At 71.7% G+C, this 15,335-nt stretch carries 8 protein-coding genes; 4 read left to right on the top strand and 4 right to left on the bottom strand.

Annotation, left to right across the window (positions count from 1 at the left end; translation table 11 throughout):
- Position 1: 1 nt before the first annotated feature.
- Together rbbA and BM252_RS16255 are read right to left on the bottom strand one after the other, a co-directional pair.
- On the bottom strand, positions 2–2,863 hold the full coding sequence (rbbA, locus tag BM252_RS16250; protein WP_093388719.1) for a ribosome-associated ATPase/putative transporter RbbA: 2,862 nt from the start codon (positions 2,861–2,863) through the stop codon (positions 2–4).
- Entirely contained in the window at positions 2,860–3,930 is a 1,071-nt protein-coding gene (locus tag BM252_RS16255) for an HlyD family secretion protein (protein ID WP_093388720.1), read from the bottom strand. Before BM252_RS16255 ends, rbbA begins: the two co-directional genes overlap by 4 nt.
- Positions 3,931–4,241: 311 nt before the next feature.
- On the opposite strand from BM252_RS16255, the gene BM252_RS16260 reads away from it, so the two are divergent.
- The 4 genes from BM252_RS16260 (at position 4,242) to BM252_RS16275 (ending at position 9,357) form a co-directional block, all read left to right on the top strand.
- Positions 4,242–6,380 (top strand): gluconolaconase, encoded by a 2,139-nt coding sequence (locus BM252_RS16260; RefSeq protein WP_093388721.1) that lies wholly within the window; start codon positions 4,242–4,244, stop codon positions 6,378–6,380.
- Between the two features lie 192 nt (positions 6,381–6,572).
- On the top strand, positions 6,573–7,763 hold the full coding sequence (locus BM252_RS16265; RefSeq protein ID WP_093388722.1) for an acyl-CoA dehydrogenase family protein: 1,191 nt from the start codon (positions 6,573–6,575) through the stop codon (positions 7,761–7,763).
- Positions 7,764–7,772: 9 nt separating this feature from the next.
- Entirely contained in the window at positions 7,773–8,912 is a 1,140-nt protein-coding gene (locus BM252_RS16270; RefSeq protein ID WP_093388723.1) for an acyl-CoA dehydrogenase family protein, read from the top strand.
- Positions 8,905–9,357, top strand: a complete 453-nt coding sequence (locus tag BM252_RS16275; protein ID WP_093388724.1) for a MaoC family dehydratase — start codon at positions 8,905–8,907, stop codon at positions 9,355–9,357. Before BM252_RS16270 ends, BM252_RS16275 begins: the two co-directional genes overlap by 8 nt.
- Before the next feature lie 147 nt (positions 9,358–9,504).
- On the opposite strand, the gene BM252_RS16280 is transcribed toward BM252_RS16275, so the two are convergent.
- On the bottom strand, positions 9,505–10,428 hold the full coding sequence (locus BM252_RS16280; RefSeq protein ID WP_093388725.1) for a diguanylate cyclase domain-containing protein: 924 nt from the start codon (positions 10,426–10,428) through the stop codon (positions 9,505–9,507).
- A complete protein-coding gene (locus tag BM252_RS16285; protein ID WP_093388726.1) occupies positions 10,425–15,197 on the bottom strand; it encodes a PAS domain-containing protein in 4,773 nt (1,590 codons plus the stop codon). The genes BM252_RS16280 and BM252_RS16285 overlap by 4 nt, the downstream gene beginning before the upstream one ends.
- Between the last annotated feature and the right edge of the window lie 138 nt (positions 15,198–15,335).

Genomic DNA, 15,335 nt, shown 5'->3' on the forward strand with positions numbered 1-15,335 from the left:
GTCAGGCCTCCTGCTTCTTGAGCAGGGCGATGGCCAGGCCCATGATGACCGGCACGGCCAGCAGCATGGGCCAGAACGAGGCGCCCAGGTCGGCGAAACCGAGCGCCTTGCTGAACACGCCACGGCTGATGGTGAACATGTGGCTGGCCGGATAGATCTCGCCGAACCAGCGGGCGCCGCCCTCGAGCGAGGAGACCGGGTTGATCAGGCCGGCGAACTGCACCGCCGGCAGCATGGTGCCGAGCATGGCGAAGAACATCGCGGCGATCTGGCTGCGCGTGACGGTGGAGGCGAGCAGGCCCATGCCGGTCGAGCAGACGCAGAAGATCAGCGCGGCCACGCTGAGCGCGGCGAAGCTGCCCGTCATCGGCACGCCGAACACGGTGACGGCCGCCAGGCACATCAGGGCGTAGTTGAACATCGCCAGGATCAGGTAGGGCAGCTGCTTGCCGACCAGAAATTCGGTGCGGGTGACGGGCGTGACGTACAGGTTGATGATCGAGCCGAGCTCCTTTTCGCGCACCACCGCCAGCGCCGTCAGCATGGCCGGCAGCATCAGCAACAGCAGCGGCATCACCGCCGGCACCATGGCCGGCAGGCTGCGCACGTCCGGATTGTAGCGGTAGCGCGTCTCCACCCCGACCAGCGCGGTGGGCGTGGCGCCGGTCCGCTCGCGCAGCAGCTGGGCGTACCATTGCTGGTGCATGCCCTGGGCGTAGCCGGTGACGGTTTCGGCGCGCTGCGGCATGGCCCCGTCGATCCAGGCGCCGATCTGCACCGTCTGGCCGCGCGCCACGTCGCGCGCGAAGCCGGGCGGGATCTCGATGGCCAGCGACAGCTCGCCGCTGCGCATGCGCCGGTCGAGTTCGGCGTAGTCCAGGATCGGCGCCTGCTCGGTGAAGTAGCGCGAGCCGGCCAGGTTCAGCGTGTAGTTGCGGCTCAGTTCGGTTTGGTCGCGGTCGAGCACGGCGAAGCGCAGGTTGCCGACGTCCATGCTGATGCCGTAGCCCATGACGAACATCAGTAGCAGCGAACCGAGCAGGGCGAGCGCGCCGCGCACCGGGTCGCGCCGCAGCTCCAGCGCCTCGCGCCACTGGTAGGTTTGAATGCGCGCCAGGCTGCGGCGCAGGCGGGCCACGGGGCCGCCGGATTTGCGCGCCTTGGGCGGCTTGGGCGGCGGCGCGGCGGCGCGCGCGATGGCCGGCTGCGGTTGCGGCGGCGCCGGCCCCGGCCCCTGCGCAGACGCTGGCGCCAGCGCAGGCGTCGGCGCGGCGTCGGGCCGGGGACGGCCGCCGTTGGCGTCCCGCTCGGCGTCCTGCGCGGCGGCGTCTTGCAGCACGCCGATGAAGGCTTCCTCCAAGGTGGCGGCGCCGCGCCGGGCGATGATGTCGGCCGGCGCGGCGCTCTCCAACACGCGGCCGGCGTGCATCAGCGAGATGCGGTCGCAGCGTTCGGCCTCGTTCATGAAGTGGGTCGAGATGAAGATGGTCACCTTGTCGCGCCGCGCCAGCTCGATCATCAGGCGCCAGAAGTTGTCGCGGGCGACCGGGTCGACGCCGGAGGTGGGCTCGTCGAGGATCAGCAATTCCGGCCGGTGCACGGTGGCGACGGCCAGCGACAGGCGCTGGCGCATGCCCAGCGGCAGTTGCTCGGGCAGCGCGTCCGGCACGCCCTGCAGGCCGAAGCGTTGCAGCGACTCGGCCACCCGCGCCGCCAGCTCGGCGGCGGGGACGTGGAACAGGCGGGCGTGCAGCACCAGGTTCTGCTCGACGGTCAGCTCGCGGTACAGCGAGAAGGCTTGCGACATGTAGCCGACCCGGCGCCGCGTCGCCAGGTCGCGCGGGTCGACCGGCTGGCCCAGCAGCCAGGCGCGGCCCTCGCTGGCCGGCTGCAGGCCGGTCAGCATCTTCATCGTGGTCGACTTGCCGCAGCCGTTGGAGCCGATGAAGCCGAAGATCTCGCCGCGCCGGATGCGGAAGCTGACGTGGTCGACGGCGACGAAATCGCCGAAGCGCATGGTCAGGTCCTTGGCCTCGATGGCGATCTCGGCGTCGGCGGCCAGCGCCAGCGGGGCCAGGCTGACGGCCTGGTAGTCGCGCCGCTTCTCCTCCGGCAGCAGGGCGATGAAGGCGGCCTCGAGCGAGCTCTGGCCGGTGCGCGCCTGCAGTTCGGCCGGCGTGCCGCTGGCCAGCACGCGGCCCTCGTCCATCGCCACCAGCCAGTCGAAGCGCTGCGCCTCCTCCATGTAGGCGGTGGCGACCACCACGCTCATGCCGGGGCGCTGCGCCTGGATTTCCGCGATCAGCTGCCAGAACTGGGCGCGCGCCAGCGGGTCGACGCCGGTGGTGGGCTCGTCGAGGATCAACAGGTCGGGGTCGTGGATCAGCGCGCAGCACAGGCCGAGCTTCTGCTTCATGCCGCCGGACAGTTTGCCGACCGGGCGCTCGAGGAAGGCGTGCAGGCCGGTGCTGAGGGTCAGCTGGTCGATGCGGCGGCGCCGCTCGGCGGCGTCGTGGCCGAACAGGCGGGCGAAAAATTGCAGGTTCTCCTCCACCGACAGGGTGGGGTAGAGGTTTTTGCCCAGGCCCTGGGGCATGAAGGCGATGTTGGGACAGACCGCCTGGCGGTGGCGGCGCCGCGCCATGTCGCCGCCGAGCACCTCGACGCGGCCCTGCTGCACCGCGCGGGCGCCCGACAACAGCGCCAGCAGGCTGGACTTGCCGACCCCGTCCGGGCCGATCAGACCGACCATGCGGCCGGCCGGGATGTCCAGCGTCACCTGGTCCAGCGCGGTGGTCTTCTTGTAGCGCAGGGTCACGCCGGCCAGACGCGCCACCGGGGCGGACGCGGCTTGCACTGTCACTGGCCGGCCTTGACGGTCAGCTCGGCCGGCCAGGCGGCGTTGGCGTCGAGCTTGATCCAGGCGACGCCGGGCAGGCCGGTCTTGACCTGGGCCAGATGGCGTTGCAGCAACTCCTTGTCGATTTGCGCCTTGACGCGGAACATCAGCTTTTGCCGCTCGCTGGCGGTCTCCACCGTCTTCGGCGTGAACTGGGCGGCGCTGGCGACGAAGGAGACCTTGGCCGGAATCACGAACTGCGGCGCGGCGTCGAGCACGATGCGCACCTCGCTGCCCAGGGCGACGCGGCCGGCCACGGTTTCCGGCAGGAAGAAGGTCATGTAGACGTCGGACAGGTCGATCAGGTTGAGCACGCGGCCGCCGCCGCCCAGCACCTCGCCGTCCTGGGCGACGCGGAACTGCACGCGGCCGGCGCGCGGCGCCTTCAGCACGCTGTCGGCCAGCTCGACGTCGATGCGCTCGAGCGTGGCCTGCAGCGCGCGCACGTTGGACTGGGCGCCGGCCACCTCGTTGCGCGCCGCCGCGATGCCCACCTTGGCGGCCCGCGCCTGGGCCTTGGCGGCGGACACGCCGGCCAGCAGGCTGTGCACCTTGGCGCGGTCGTCGTCCAGCAGCTGGCTGGAGAAGAAGCCCTCCTTGGCCAGTTTTTCCGAGCGGGGCAGGCGGCGCTGCGCCGTGTCGAGGTCGCTCTCGCGCTGCGCCACCACGGCCAGCGCCGCCTCGTAGTTGGCCTGCTGCTGGGCCACCTGGACCTCGGCGCCGCCGACCGCCTGCTGCGCCTGCTGCAGGCGGGCCACCGCCTCCTGGCGCTGGGCCTGCAGGCTGTCGATCTGCATCCGCGCCAGCGGCTGGCCGGCCTTGACGAATTCGCCCTCGGCGACCAGGACTTGCTCCACCCGGCCGGCCAGCTTGGTGGCGACGGCGATCTCGGTGGCCTCGATGCGGCCGTTGCCGTTGATAAAGCCTTCACCCAGGCCCTTGGCTTGCCACGGGTGCCACAGCAGCAAGGCCGCCACGGCGGCGGCCAGAAGCACGGCCGCGCTGATGGTGGATTTTTGATTGATCTTCATTGCTCTACCTTCGCTATGTACGGCAAGCCGGCGCAATGCCAGCCGCGTCCGCCCCTGCGGCGGCGGCGCCTGCCGTTCGCAGTCGTAGGCGGCCATTCGCTGCCTGTTGGCGACTGTTGAGTCGTAATAGTATTCCACTTGGATACTCTGCGCCGCTATAGTTTTCTTGCACTGCAAAAAAATACTTCTGGTAGTCATCTGGTATTGCCGCATGGCTCCAAAAGGGGCGTGGCCGGCAGGCTCCGGAGATTGTTGAAGCGGTGTGAATCAGGTAAGCTGGCTTTCTTTGCAATAACAACCAGAGCAGCCTAGTGACCCCAACTCAATTCAAGCTGTCGATCGCCGCACTGGCCGTCGCCGGCGCGCTGGTCGGCGGCATCGTCGCCTACTCCCTTGCCCCGCACGGCGAACAGGCCGCCCCGGCCGCCGCCGAGCGCCTGGCCACCGTGCGCCTGTGGCCGGCGCGCGTCGCCACCGTGGCCGGCGACGGCAGCGCGGGCGGCGAGGAAGGCGCCAAGGCGCGCTTCGCCGACCCCTTCGGCGTGGTGCTCGACCGCGCCGGCAACCTGTACGTGGCCGACGCCGGCGCCAACAACCGCATCCGCAAGATCAGCCCGGACGGCACGGTCAGCACCGTGGCCGGCTCGACCGAGGGCTACGCCGAGGGCGGCGGCGCGGCGGCCGCCTTCAACACGCCGTCCGGCCTGGCAATCGACGGCGCCGGCAACCTGTATGTGGCCGACACCGGCAACAACGCCATCCGCAAGATCACGCCGCAGGGGCAGGTGAGCACCCTGGCCGGCGACGGCCTGGCCGGCTTCCGCGACGGCAAGGGCGCGCAGGCCCAGTTCAACGGCCCGCTGGGCCTGGCGGTGGACGGCGCCGGCGTGGTCTACGTGGCCGACACCTACAACGACCGCATCCGCCGCATCGCGCCGGACGGCACGGTCAGCACCATCGCCGGCGGCGCCCATCCCGGCCTGGCCGACGGCCCGGCGGCGCAATCGCTGTTCGACACGCCGTGCGCGCTGGCGTTGACGCCGGCCGGCGAGCTGCTGATCGCCGACACGCGCAACAACGCGCTGCGCAAGCTGACCCTGGGCGCCAACAGCCAGGTCAGCACCGTCGCCAGCGCCGACCAGAAGGACCGCGAATCGATGCTGGCACGGCCGATGGCGGTGGCGGTGACCCACGATGGCGTCATCTACGTGGCCAGCGGTTTGCACGGCGCCGTGGCCCAGCTGGCGCCGGGCGCCGCGGCGGCCGCGCTGGTCGACGTCGACCATCCGGCCGAGCCCGGCTACGGCGGCGACGGCATGGTGCGCCTGTACGCGCCGCGCGGCATGGCGCTGGCGCCGGACGGCTCGCTGTTCGTCAGCGACGCGGCCACCTTCCGCCTGCACCACATCGCGCCGCCCCGGCCGGGCCAAGTGGCGCCGGCGGCGGCGCCGCCAGCGGCCGCGCCGCTCTGGGCCAAGCCGATGCTGTGGCCGGTCAAGCCGCAGCAGCAGGTGCACGAGGTGATCGGCCTGATGGGCGAGGTGCGCGGCAACTTCGACGGCGAGAGCCGCGACCATTTCCACGCCGGCCTCGACGTGCAGGCCGCCGTCGGCGCGCCGGTGCTGGCGGTGGCCGCCGCCAAGGTGCGCGACCCGCTGCCGAACTGGGCCTTTGGCGGCCTGAGCGAGGGGCTGGCGATCGACGGCCTGTCGTATATCCACATGCGGGTCGGCCGCAACGCCAAGGACGAGCCGCTCGACGGCCGCTTCCAGCTGCTGGCCGACGAGAACGGCAAGCCGGGCCGCATCCGCGTCAAGCGCGGCACCCGCTTCGACAGCGGCGACACCTTGGGCACGGTCAACCGCATGGCCCACGTGCATCTGGACTACAGCCCGAACGGCGACGAACTCAATCCGCTCAGCCTGCCGTTCATCGGCCTGCGCGACACGGTGGCGCCGCAGATCCACGGTATCGCCCTGAGCGACGCCAGCGGCCGCGAGCTGGCGCGCAAGCAGGGCGGCCGGCTGGCCGTGGCGCGCAGCTTGGGCGAGGTGGGCATCGCCGTCGACGCCTTCGACCTGGTCGATGGCAACCAGGCGCGGCGCCGGCTGGGCCTCTACAAGCTCGGCTACCAGGTGTTGGCGGCGGAGGGCACGCCGCTGGCCGGCTACGAGCAGCCGCGCGTCATGCAGCAGTACGACCGCCTGCCGCGCAACTCGGAGGCGGTCAAGCTGGCCTACGCCGCCAACAGCGGCATCACCGTGCACGGCAGCAAGGAGACGCGCTTCGTCTACGCGCTGAACAACCAGATGCTGGCCGGCCGCGTCACGCCGGGCATGTGGCGGGTGGCCGACCTGGCGCCGGGCAACTACACGCTGCGCATCCTGGCGGCCGACTATGCCGGCAACGTCGCCACGCAGGGGCGCGACCTGGCCATCATGGTCGAGTAGCCGGGTTCTGGAAGGTTGGCGGGATGCCGGCCTTACCCCGCAGGCAAAGGGGTCAGACCCCTGCGGGGTCTGACCCCGGCTTCGGCGTCCCGGGTGGGGGTGAAAAAATGCCGCGAACGGCATCGGTTTATGCGGTACAATTTATTTTGAACGGTCGTGCTTTTTTATGCCGAGAAAAATAAAGGAGACAGCATGGATTTGAACTATACGGCCGAGGACCTGGCCTTCCGCGACACGGTACGCGCCTTCCTCGACGCCAATTTGCCGGCCGACCTGCAGCAGAAGGTGCGCATGCACCTGCGCCTGCAAAAGGACGACTACGTGCGCTGGCACCGCATCGCCGCCAAGCAAGGCTGGGCCGCGCCGGCCTGGCCTGTGGAGTACGGCGGTCCGGGCTGGAATGCCACCCAGCGCCACATTTGGGAGGAGGAGTGCGCCCGCGCCGGCACGCCGCCCATCCTGCCGTTCGGTATCAACATGGTGGCGCCGGTCATCATGGCCTTCGCCAACGAGGCGCAAAAAGCCTACTATCTGCCGCGCATCCTCAGCTGCGAGGACTGGTGGTGCCAGGGCTACTCGGAACCGGGCGCCGGCTCCGACCTGGCCTCGCTGAAGACCACCGCCGAGCGCGTCGGCGAGCACTACATCGTCAACGGCCAGAAGACCTGGACCACGCTGGGCCAGCACGCCGACATGATCTTCTGCCTGGTGCGCACCGACAGCGGCGTGCGCAAGCAGGAGGGCATCTCCTTCCTGTTGATCGACATGAAGACGCCGGGCATCACCGTGCGGCCGATCATCATGCTCGACGAGGACCACGAGGTCAACGAGGTGTTCTTCGACAACGTCAAGGTGCCGCTGGAGAACCTGGTCGGCAAGGAGAACAAGGGCTGGACCTACGCCAAGTACCTGCTGGGCCACGAGCGCACCGGCATCGCGGCGGTGGGCCGCTCCAAGCGCGAGCTGTTGTTCCTGAAGAAGGTGGCGAGCGAGCACCTGAAGCACGGCAAGCCGCTGCTGCAGGACCCGCTGTTCGCCGCCAAGGTGGCCAATCTGGAGATCGAGCTGATGGCGCTGGAGACGACGGTGCTGCGCGTCATCACGCAGGACTCGCACGCGCCGGGACCGGAGGCGTCGATGCTGAAGGTGCGCGGCTCGGAGATCCAGCAGTGGCTGACCGAGCTGATGGTCGAGGCGCTGGGGCCGAACGCGCTGCCCTTCGACACCGACTACCTCGACGGCAGCGCCGAGCACGCCTTGAGCGGCGACGACGCCGCCGCGCCGCTGGCCGGCTACTACTTCAATTTCCGCAAGACGTCGATCTACGGCGGCTCCAACGAGATTCAGAAAAACATCATTACCCAGATGATTCTGGGTCTGTGAGGGGACAGCATGGACTTTACTTTCAATGAAGAACAGAAGCAATTCGCCGACGCGCTGCGCCGCTGGGTCGACAAGGACTACGGCTTCGCCACGCGCCACCAGATCATCCATTCGCCGGCCGGCGTGTCCGACGCGGCCTGGGCCACGCTGACCGAGCTGGGCATGACGGCGCTGCCGGTGGCGCAGGCGCAGGGCGGCTTCGACGGCACGGCGGTCGACCTGCTGCTGGTGATGCAGGAGCTGGGGCGCGGCCTGGTGGTCGAACCCTACCTGGCCACCGTGCTGGGGGCGCGCTTCCTGAGCCTGGCCGGCGGCCACGAAGCGGCGCTGGAGCGAGTGGCCGGCGGCGAACTCAAGCTGGCCTGCGCGCTGGGCGAGCAGCAGTCGCGCCACGACCTGCATGACATCAAGACCACGGCCACGGCCAGCGGCGCCGGCTATGTGCTGGACGGCGCCAAGACCGTGGTCATCCACGGCGGCCAGGCCGGCGCGCTGATCGTCTCGGCGCGCAGCGCCGGCGCCCAACGCGACAGCGGCGGCATCTCGCTGTTCCTGCTGCCGGTGAACACGCCCGGCGTCACGGTGCGCGACTACCGCACCATCGACGGCCAGCGCGCCGCCAATGTCACGCTGAAGCAGGTGGCGTTGCCGGCCGGCGCGCTGCTGGGCGCGGCCGGCGCCGGCTGGGGCATCCTCGACGCGGCGGCCGACTATGGCGCCACGCTGTTGTGCGCCGAGGCGGTCGGCGCGATGGACGCGATCTTCGCCGCCACGCTGGAGTACTTGAAGACGCGCACGCAGTTCGGCGCGCCGATCGGCAAGTTCCAGGCCTTGCAGCACCGCATGGCCGACATGTTCATCCACCTCGAGCAGGCCCGTTCGATGGCCATGCTGGCCGCCGTCAAGGTCGATTCGACCGACGACGAGGAGCGCCGCCGGGTCGTCTCGGCGGCCAAGGTGCGGGTCGGCCAGGCGGCCACCTTCGTCGGCCAGCAGGCGGTGCAGCTGCACGGCGGCATGGGCGTCACCGACGAGCTGCCGGCGGCGCACCACTTCAAGCGTCTGAGCATGATCGCGCTGACCTTGGGCGACGTCGACCACCATCTGGAGCGTTTCATCGCCCAGCCCGGGTTCGCGCAGCATGCGTGAGCTTGCCACGTTGGAGGAGATGAAGGCGCTGGTCGGGCAGGAGGTCGCCGTGTCCGACTGGGTGGAGATCAGCCAGCAGCGCGTCGACCTGTTCGCCGAGGCCAGCGGCGACCACCAGTGGATCCACGTCGACGTCGAGCGGGCGGCGCTGGAGTCGCCGTTCGGCGGCACGGTGGCGCACGGCTTCATGACGTTGGCGCTGGTGCCGGCCATGCTGGTCAACGCGCTGCACATGGCCGACATGAGGATGGGCATCAACTACGGCCTCAACAAGGTGCGCTTCCCGGCCCCGGTGCCGGTCGGCAGCCGGCTGCGCGCGCGCCTGACCATCCAGGCCATCGAGGACATCGAGGGCGGCGCGCAGGTCGAGTGGGGCGTGGTGGTCGAGCGCGAGGGCGGCGTCAAGCCGGTCTGCGTGGCCGAGTTTTTGATGCGGCGCTATTGAGGGCGGTGCGGCCAAGTTGAGTCGAGGGTGTCCTCCAGGCGCCTTGCACCCCGCAACCCGGTCCGCCACGGTCGGGGTCAGACCCCGCGAGGGGTCTGACCCCTGGCTTGCGGGGTTCGAGCGCCGCCGTTCATCGACGGGAGGCGCTCAGTCGTGGCCGTCGAAGCAAAAGCGGTTGCGGCCGGTGTGCTTGGCGCGGTACAGCAGGGCGTCGGCGGTGCGGATCAGCTCGCCGGTGTCGAGGCCGGCGCGCGGCAGCGTCGCCGCCAGGCCCATGCTGACGGTGACCAGCGGGCTGGTCGGCGAGGCGGCGTGCGGCAGGGCGGTCGCGCGCACCTCGTCGAGCAGGCGCTGGGCCACCACGCTGGCGCCGGCCAGCTCCTCCTCCGGCAACAGCAGGATGAACTCCTCGCCGCCGAAGCGCGCCAACAGGTCCTGCGGCCGGCTGGCGCAACGGGCCATGGCGGCGCATAGCCGCTGCAGGCAATGGTCGCCCGCCTGGTGGCCGTACAGGTCGTTGTAGCGCTTGAAGTGGTCGACGTCGATCATGATCAGGGCCAGCGCGGCGCCGGAGCGGGCGCAGCGGCGCCATTCGTTCTCCAGCGTGTTGTTGAAGCTGCGCCGGTTGGCCACGCCGGTCAGCGCGTCGGTCAGGGTCAGCTCGCGCAGCGCGTCGGCCTGGCGCTTGATGGTCAGCTGGGTGCGCACGCGGGCGCGCACCACGGCGACGTTGAAGGGCTTGCTGATGAAGTCGACGGCGCCGGCCTCGAGCGCGCGCGTCTCGTCCTCCGGCTGGCTCAGCGCGGTGACGAAGATGACCGGGATGTCGTGCGTTTCGGCCGACGCCTTCAGCGCGGCGCAGGCGGCGTAGCCGTCCATGCCGGGCATCATGGCGTCGAGCAGGATCAGGTCGGGCAGTTGCTGGTGGGCCAACTCGAGCGCCTTCTCCCCGCTCAGGGCGAACAACACGTCGTGCTCGCCGCGCAGCGCCTGGTGCAGGATCTGGATGTTCTCCATCGCGTCGTCGACCACCAGAATGCGTCCATTGGTGGCCAGGTTGGTCCAGCTCATGCCCAGTCCTTTCGTTGCAACAGCTCGTCCACCAGTTGCTGGGCGCGCGGGAAGTCCAGTGTGTCCAGGGCGGCGGCCAGGGCCGTGCCGTCGCAGTGGCGCGCCGCGAGGGCGGGGCGCAGTGCGTGGAAGCACTCCAGCGCGTGTAAATTGTTATTTTGAAGCAAAGTTTGGAATTCCGCCAGCATTCGCTTCAATGCGGCGGAGTCAAGCTCGATTCCGTCCGGCAATGTGGCGGGCGCGGCCGCCTGCGCCGGCAGCGCGTCGATGCCGGCGCGCACCACCGCCAGCGCCTCCTCCAGCGCGCCCAGCGCCTCCTCCAGCGACACCGCCGGCGCGGCCCCGGTGGCCGTTTCCGGCCGCTTGCTGTCTGTCGTGGCGGCCGGCGCCGGGGTGCCATTGTTGCCGGCGGCGAAGGCGGCAGCCTCGGCCACGGCGTCGGCGCGGCGCGGCGTGGCAAGGGTATCGCTTGCCAGCGCCATCAGCGCCGTCAGCGCCGCCTCGGCCCGGGCGCAGTGGCGGGCGACATCGACTGCACCCAGGTTGCCCGCCACGCCGCGCAGCCGGTGCAGCAGTAGCTTGGCCTCGTCGCGGCGCGCCTCGGCCAGCAGCGTGCGCAGCTCGCCGACGGTGTCGCCGTTGCTGGCGGCGAAGCGCCGCAGCAGGGCGGACAGCGCGGCGCCGTCGCCGCCCATGCGCTGCAGGGCCGCCGCCAGGTCGATGCCGTCCGTCGCCGGCGCGGCGCCGGCCGCCGTCGCCGTTGCCGTCGTCGTCGCCGCCAGCGCGGCCGTAGCCGGTTCAGCTATCGCCGCCGTCGTAGTGCTTGTCATCGCTGTCGTGGTTGTTGTCGTTGCCGCTGGCGCCGCCGTTGCCGGCGTTGCCGCCGTTGCCACCGCCGTTGCCGCCGGCAGCGCCAGCCGGGCCAGCGTGGCCACCAGTTGTTCGACGTCGATGGGCTTGGGCAGGTGCGCGTCCATGCCGGCGGCACTGGCGGCGGCACGGTCCTCGTCGGTGACGTTGGCGGTCATGGCGATCAGCGGCAGCTGCGTCAGGCCCATCCGGCGGATCGCGGCGGCTGCCTCGTAGCCGTTCATCACCGGCATCTGGATGTCCATCAGCACCGCGTCGCAGCGCTGCGGCTGGTCGCACAGCAGGGCGACGGCGCGCTCGCCGTTGACGGCGGTCTCGACGCTGGCGCCGGCGTGGCGCAGGATGCATTGGGCCACCTCCTGGTTGATCTCGTTGTCCTCGACCAGCAACACGCGCAGGCCGGCCAGGCGTCCGGCCAGTGGCGCGCGCGGGCGCGCTTGGCGCGCCGGCGCCGCGCCGCGCAGGGCCGCCACCGCCGCCAGCAGGCGGCCGGGGGTGATCGGCTTGAACAACACGCCGGCGGGCGCGGGCTCGCCCGCCGCCTCGCCGGTCCAGCCCGCCATCATCCGCAGCACCGGCGGCAGTGGTGCCGCCGCCGCGCCGAGCGCCGCCGCCGCCTCGGCCAGGGCGGGCATGGCCTGGTCGAGCAGCAACAGGTCGAAGCGGCGCGGGCCGCGCAGCAGGACCAGCGCGGCGGCGCCGTCGGCGGCGCTGCTGGCGTGCCAGCCGAAGCCGGCGCAGGCGTCGCCGAGGGCGGCGCGGACACTGGCGTTGTCGTCCACGATCAGCACGGCCAGCCGCTGCAAGGCCGGCGGCAGCGGCACGGCGGGGACGGCCGACGCGGCGCGCCCCAGCGTGCAGCTGAAGCGGAACTCGGCGCCCCGGCCGGGCTGGCTGTGCACGCTGATGGCGCCGCCCATCAGGTCGGCCAGGCGGCGGCAGATCGCCAGGCCGAGGCCGGCGCCGCCGTAGCGCCGGCTGCTGCTGCCATCGGCCTGGTAGAAGGCCTCGAAGATGCGTTGCTGCTGTTCGAGCGGGACGCCGATGCCACTGTCGCGCACGACGAATTCGAAGGCGATGCCGTCGCCGCTGCCAGCGCCGTGGCCGGCCACTGCCGCGGGCCGGCCGGGCACGCCTGCGGCCGCCGCGCCGTCGTCCTGCGCCGGGCGCACCGTCAGCACCACCTCGCCGGCGGCGGTGAACTTGATGGCGTTGCCGAGCAGTTTGAGCAGCACCTGCTGCAGCCGTGCCGCGTCGCCCAGCAGCGTGGCCGGCACGCCCGGCGCGACGGCGAACACCGGCTCGACGCCCTTGGCCCAGGCCGCGTCGGCAAGCTGCGCGGCGAGGCCGTCGAGTAGCTCGTCGAGGGCGAACGGTGCGGGCTCCAGCGCCAGCTGGCCGGCCTCGATGCGGGCGAAGTCGAAGACGTCGTTGACCAGGCCGAGCAGGGCGTGGGTGGCCAGCTCGATCTTGGCCAGGTAGCCCTGCTGGCGCGCGTCCGGCGCGGCCGCGCCGAGCAGCCTGGCCAGGCCGACGATGGCGTTCATCGGGGTGCGGATCTCGTGGCTCATGTTGGCCACGAACTCGCTCTTGGCGCGGCTGGCCGCCTCGGCGCGGTCGCGCGCCAGCACCAGCTCCTCGTTGAGCTCCTGCAGGTGCAGCTCGCTTTCCTTGAGCGCGGTGACGTCGGCCACCAGCACGAAGAAGCCCTGCACCACGCCGCCCGGGTCGAGGTCGGGGATGAAGTTGGTCCAGGTGTGGCTGCTGTCGCCCGACGGCCAGGCCAGCTCGCCGGCGAAGCCCTGCGGCCGGCCGGCCAGCGCGCCGTCGACGTGCTGGCGCTGTTGCGCGAAGGCGGCGGCGCCCAGCACGTCCGGCATGGCGGCGCCGGCGATGCGCTCGGCGTCGCTGCCGTGCCAGTCGAGGAAGTAGCGGTTGGCGAAGCGGCAGCGCAGCCCGGCGTCCCAGTAGGCCACCATGCCGGGCAGGTTGTCGGTGACGGTGCGGATGAAGTGCTCGCTGCGGGCCAGCCGCTCGGTGGTGGCGCGCAGGTCCCGCTCGGCCTGCTTGCGCTCGGTGACGTCGATGGCGATGCCGAGCACGTGGGTGGCGCGGCCCTGCTCGTCGCGCAGCGCCACCTTGCGCGTGGTCAGCAGGAGCCGCGTGCCGTCGGCGCGGCTGACCGGCTCCTGTTCCGTCTCGCAGACCTGGCGCGAGGCCAGCACCAGGCGGTCGGCGGCGGCGAAGGCGGCGGCCTGGGCGGGCGGGAACAGCTCGGCGTCGGTCTTGCCGAGCAGCTTGTCGCGGCTCAGGCCGAGCAACTGCTCGCCGTGGCGGTTGAACATTTCGAAGCGCAGGTCGTCGGCGCGCTTGACGAACAGCATGGCCGGCATGTTCTCCACCACCGACTTGAACAACTGCTTCGACTGGCGCAGCTGGGCCTCGGTGTTCTTCTGCGCGGTGATGTCCTGCAGCAGGGCGCTGATGGCGCGCAGCTCGCCGTCCGGGTCGAACTGCGGGTAGTAGCTGAGCAGCCAGTGGCACAGTTGGTTGGGCGAACCGGGCGCGGTGCCGCTCAGGGCGATGCCGGTCAGCGGCCGGCCGCTGCGCAGCACCTCGGCGTAGTGCTCGAGCACGGCGCGGCGCGCCTGCGGGTCGGCGACCATGTCGGCGATCGGCCGGCCCAGGTGCTGCTCGACCGGGCGGCCGTTGACCGCCGCCAGATAGTCGTTGATGCGCACCACGCGCAGTTGCGGGTCGACATAGCTGAGGCCGACCGGGGCGGTGGCGTAGACGGTTTCCAGCAGCGCGCTGGAGCGCTCCAGCGCGGCGGTGCGCTGCTGCACCAGGCTTTCCAGCTGGTGGCGGTGGCGCAGCAGGTCGACCTCCAGCGCGCGCAGGGCGTCGGCCACCGCCTCGGTCTCGCGGCAGCCGGTCGAGGCCAGCGCCAGCGGGGCGCCGCTGGCCAGCGCCTGGGCCGGCGCGACCAGCGCGCGCACGGCGCGGCCGATGCGGCCGGCCACCAGCCAGGCCAGCGCCAGGCCGGCCAGCAGCGGCAGCAGCAGCACCAGGGCGATCGGCCTGACCATGTGCAGCAGCGCTTGGTCGGCGCGCATCTGCGGCACGCTGACGACGACGGTGGTGCCGCCCAGGGCGGCGCGGTGGAAGCCGAGGAAGACCGCCGCGCCGGCGCCGTTGCGGGTGTCGAGCAGGCCCTCGCTGGCCTCGCCCAGGTCGGCGCGCAGCGGCGGCACGCCGGGCCGCGCCAGCCAGGCCGGGCCGGACTGGGCCAGCTGCGCGCCGGCGGCGTCGAGCAGCAGGACGCTCAGCGCCGGCGCCACCGGCTGGTCGTCGAGGACGCGGCCGAGGCGGGCCGGCTGGAAGGCGGCGCTGAGGGTGTAGCCGGCGCGGCCGGCCAGGCGCACCGGCAGGTCGAGGGCGGGCAGGCCGTCGGGGCGCAGCGTCAGGCGGCCGGCGGCCCCCGGGGGCTGGGCCGGCGCGGCCGGCGTGGCGGGCGGTGGCGCGCTTGCCGGCGCGCCGTTGTTGGCGAGCATCAGCTGCTCGCCGCCGGCCTTGCTCAGCGAAATATAGGCCAGCGGCAGCTCGGCCAGCAGCGCGTCGGCCTGGCGCCGCAGCGCCGCCAGGTCGCCGCCGGCCAGGCTGGGCGAGGCGGCCAGCGCGAGCAGGGCGCCACGGCCCTGGGCCAGCTCGCTGTCGAGCGCGCCGGCGACGGCGCGCGCGGTTTGCCGGGTGTCCCGCATCAGCTCGTCGCGCTCGCGCTGGTGGACGCGCTGCGCCAGCGCGCCGAAGGCGAGCAGCGCCGGCAGCGCGCAGGCGAGCGCCAGCAGCGCGATTTGCGAGCGGATCGAGGGCAGGGCCGGGCGGCGCTTTTCTTGCACTTGGAAAACCCTTGTTGAAGCGGCGTCAACTTACGCGCCGTCTGGCGCGCGATGTGGGGGCCGGCAACAAAATACTATCCGAGGCGGGCGCTTTGCGGAAGGGCGCGCCGGCGTTGCGGCGCAAATAGATGGCGCCGA

This window comes from Rugamonas rubra, assembly GCF_900114705.1.
GTDB classification, from domain to species: Bacteria; Pseudomonadota; Gammaproteobacteria; order Burkholderiales; family Burkholderiaceae_D; genus Rugamonas; species Rugamonas rubra.

What these genes read in the sequence shown, in the direction of transcription:
- BM252_RS16270 (WP_093388723.1), top strand. Translation starts at nt 7,773, where the DNA reads ATGGACTTTACTTTCAATGAAGAACAGAAGCAATTCGCCGACGCGCTG.
- BM252_RS16280 (WP_093388725.1), bottom strand. Translation starts at nt 10,428, where the DNA reads ATGAGCTGGACCAACCTGGCCACCAATGGACGCATTCTGGTGGTCGAC.
- BM252_RS16275 (WP_093388724.1), top strand. Translation starts at nt 8,905, where the DNA reads ATGCGTGAGCTTGCCACGTTGGAGGAGATGAAGGCGCTGGTCGGGCAG.
- BM252_RS16265 (WP_093388722.1), top strand. Translation starts at nt 6,573, where the DNA reads ATGGATTTGAACTATACGGCCGAGGACCTGGCCTTCCGCGACACGGTA.
- BM252_RS16255 (WP_093388720.1), bottom strand. Translation starts at nt 3,930, where the DNA reads ATGAAGATCAATCAAAAATCCACCATCAGCGCGGCCGTGCTTCTGGCC.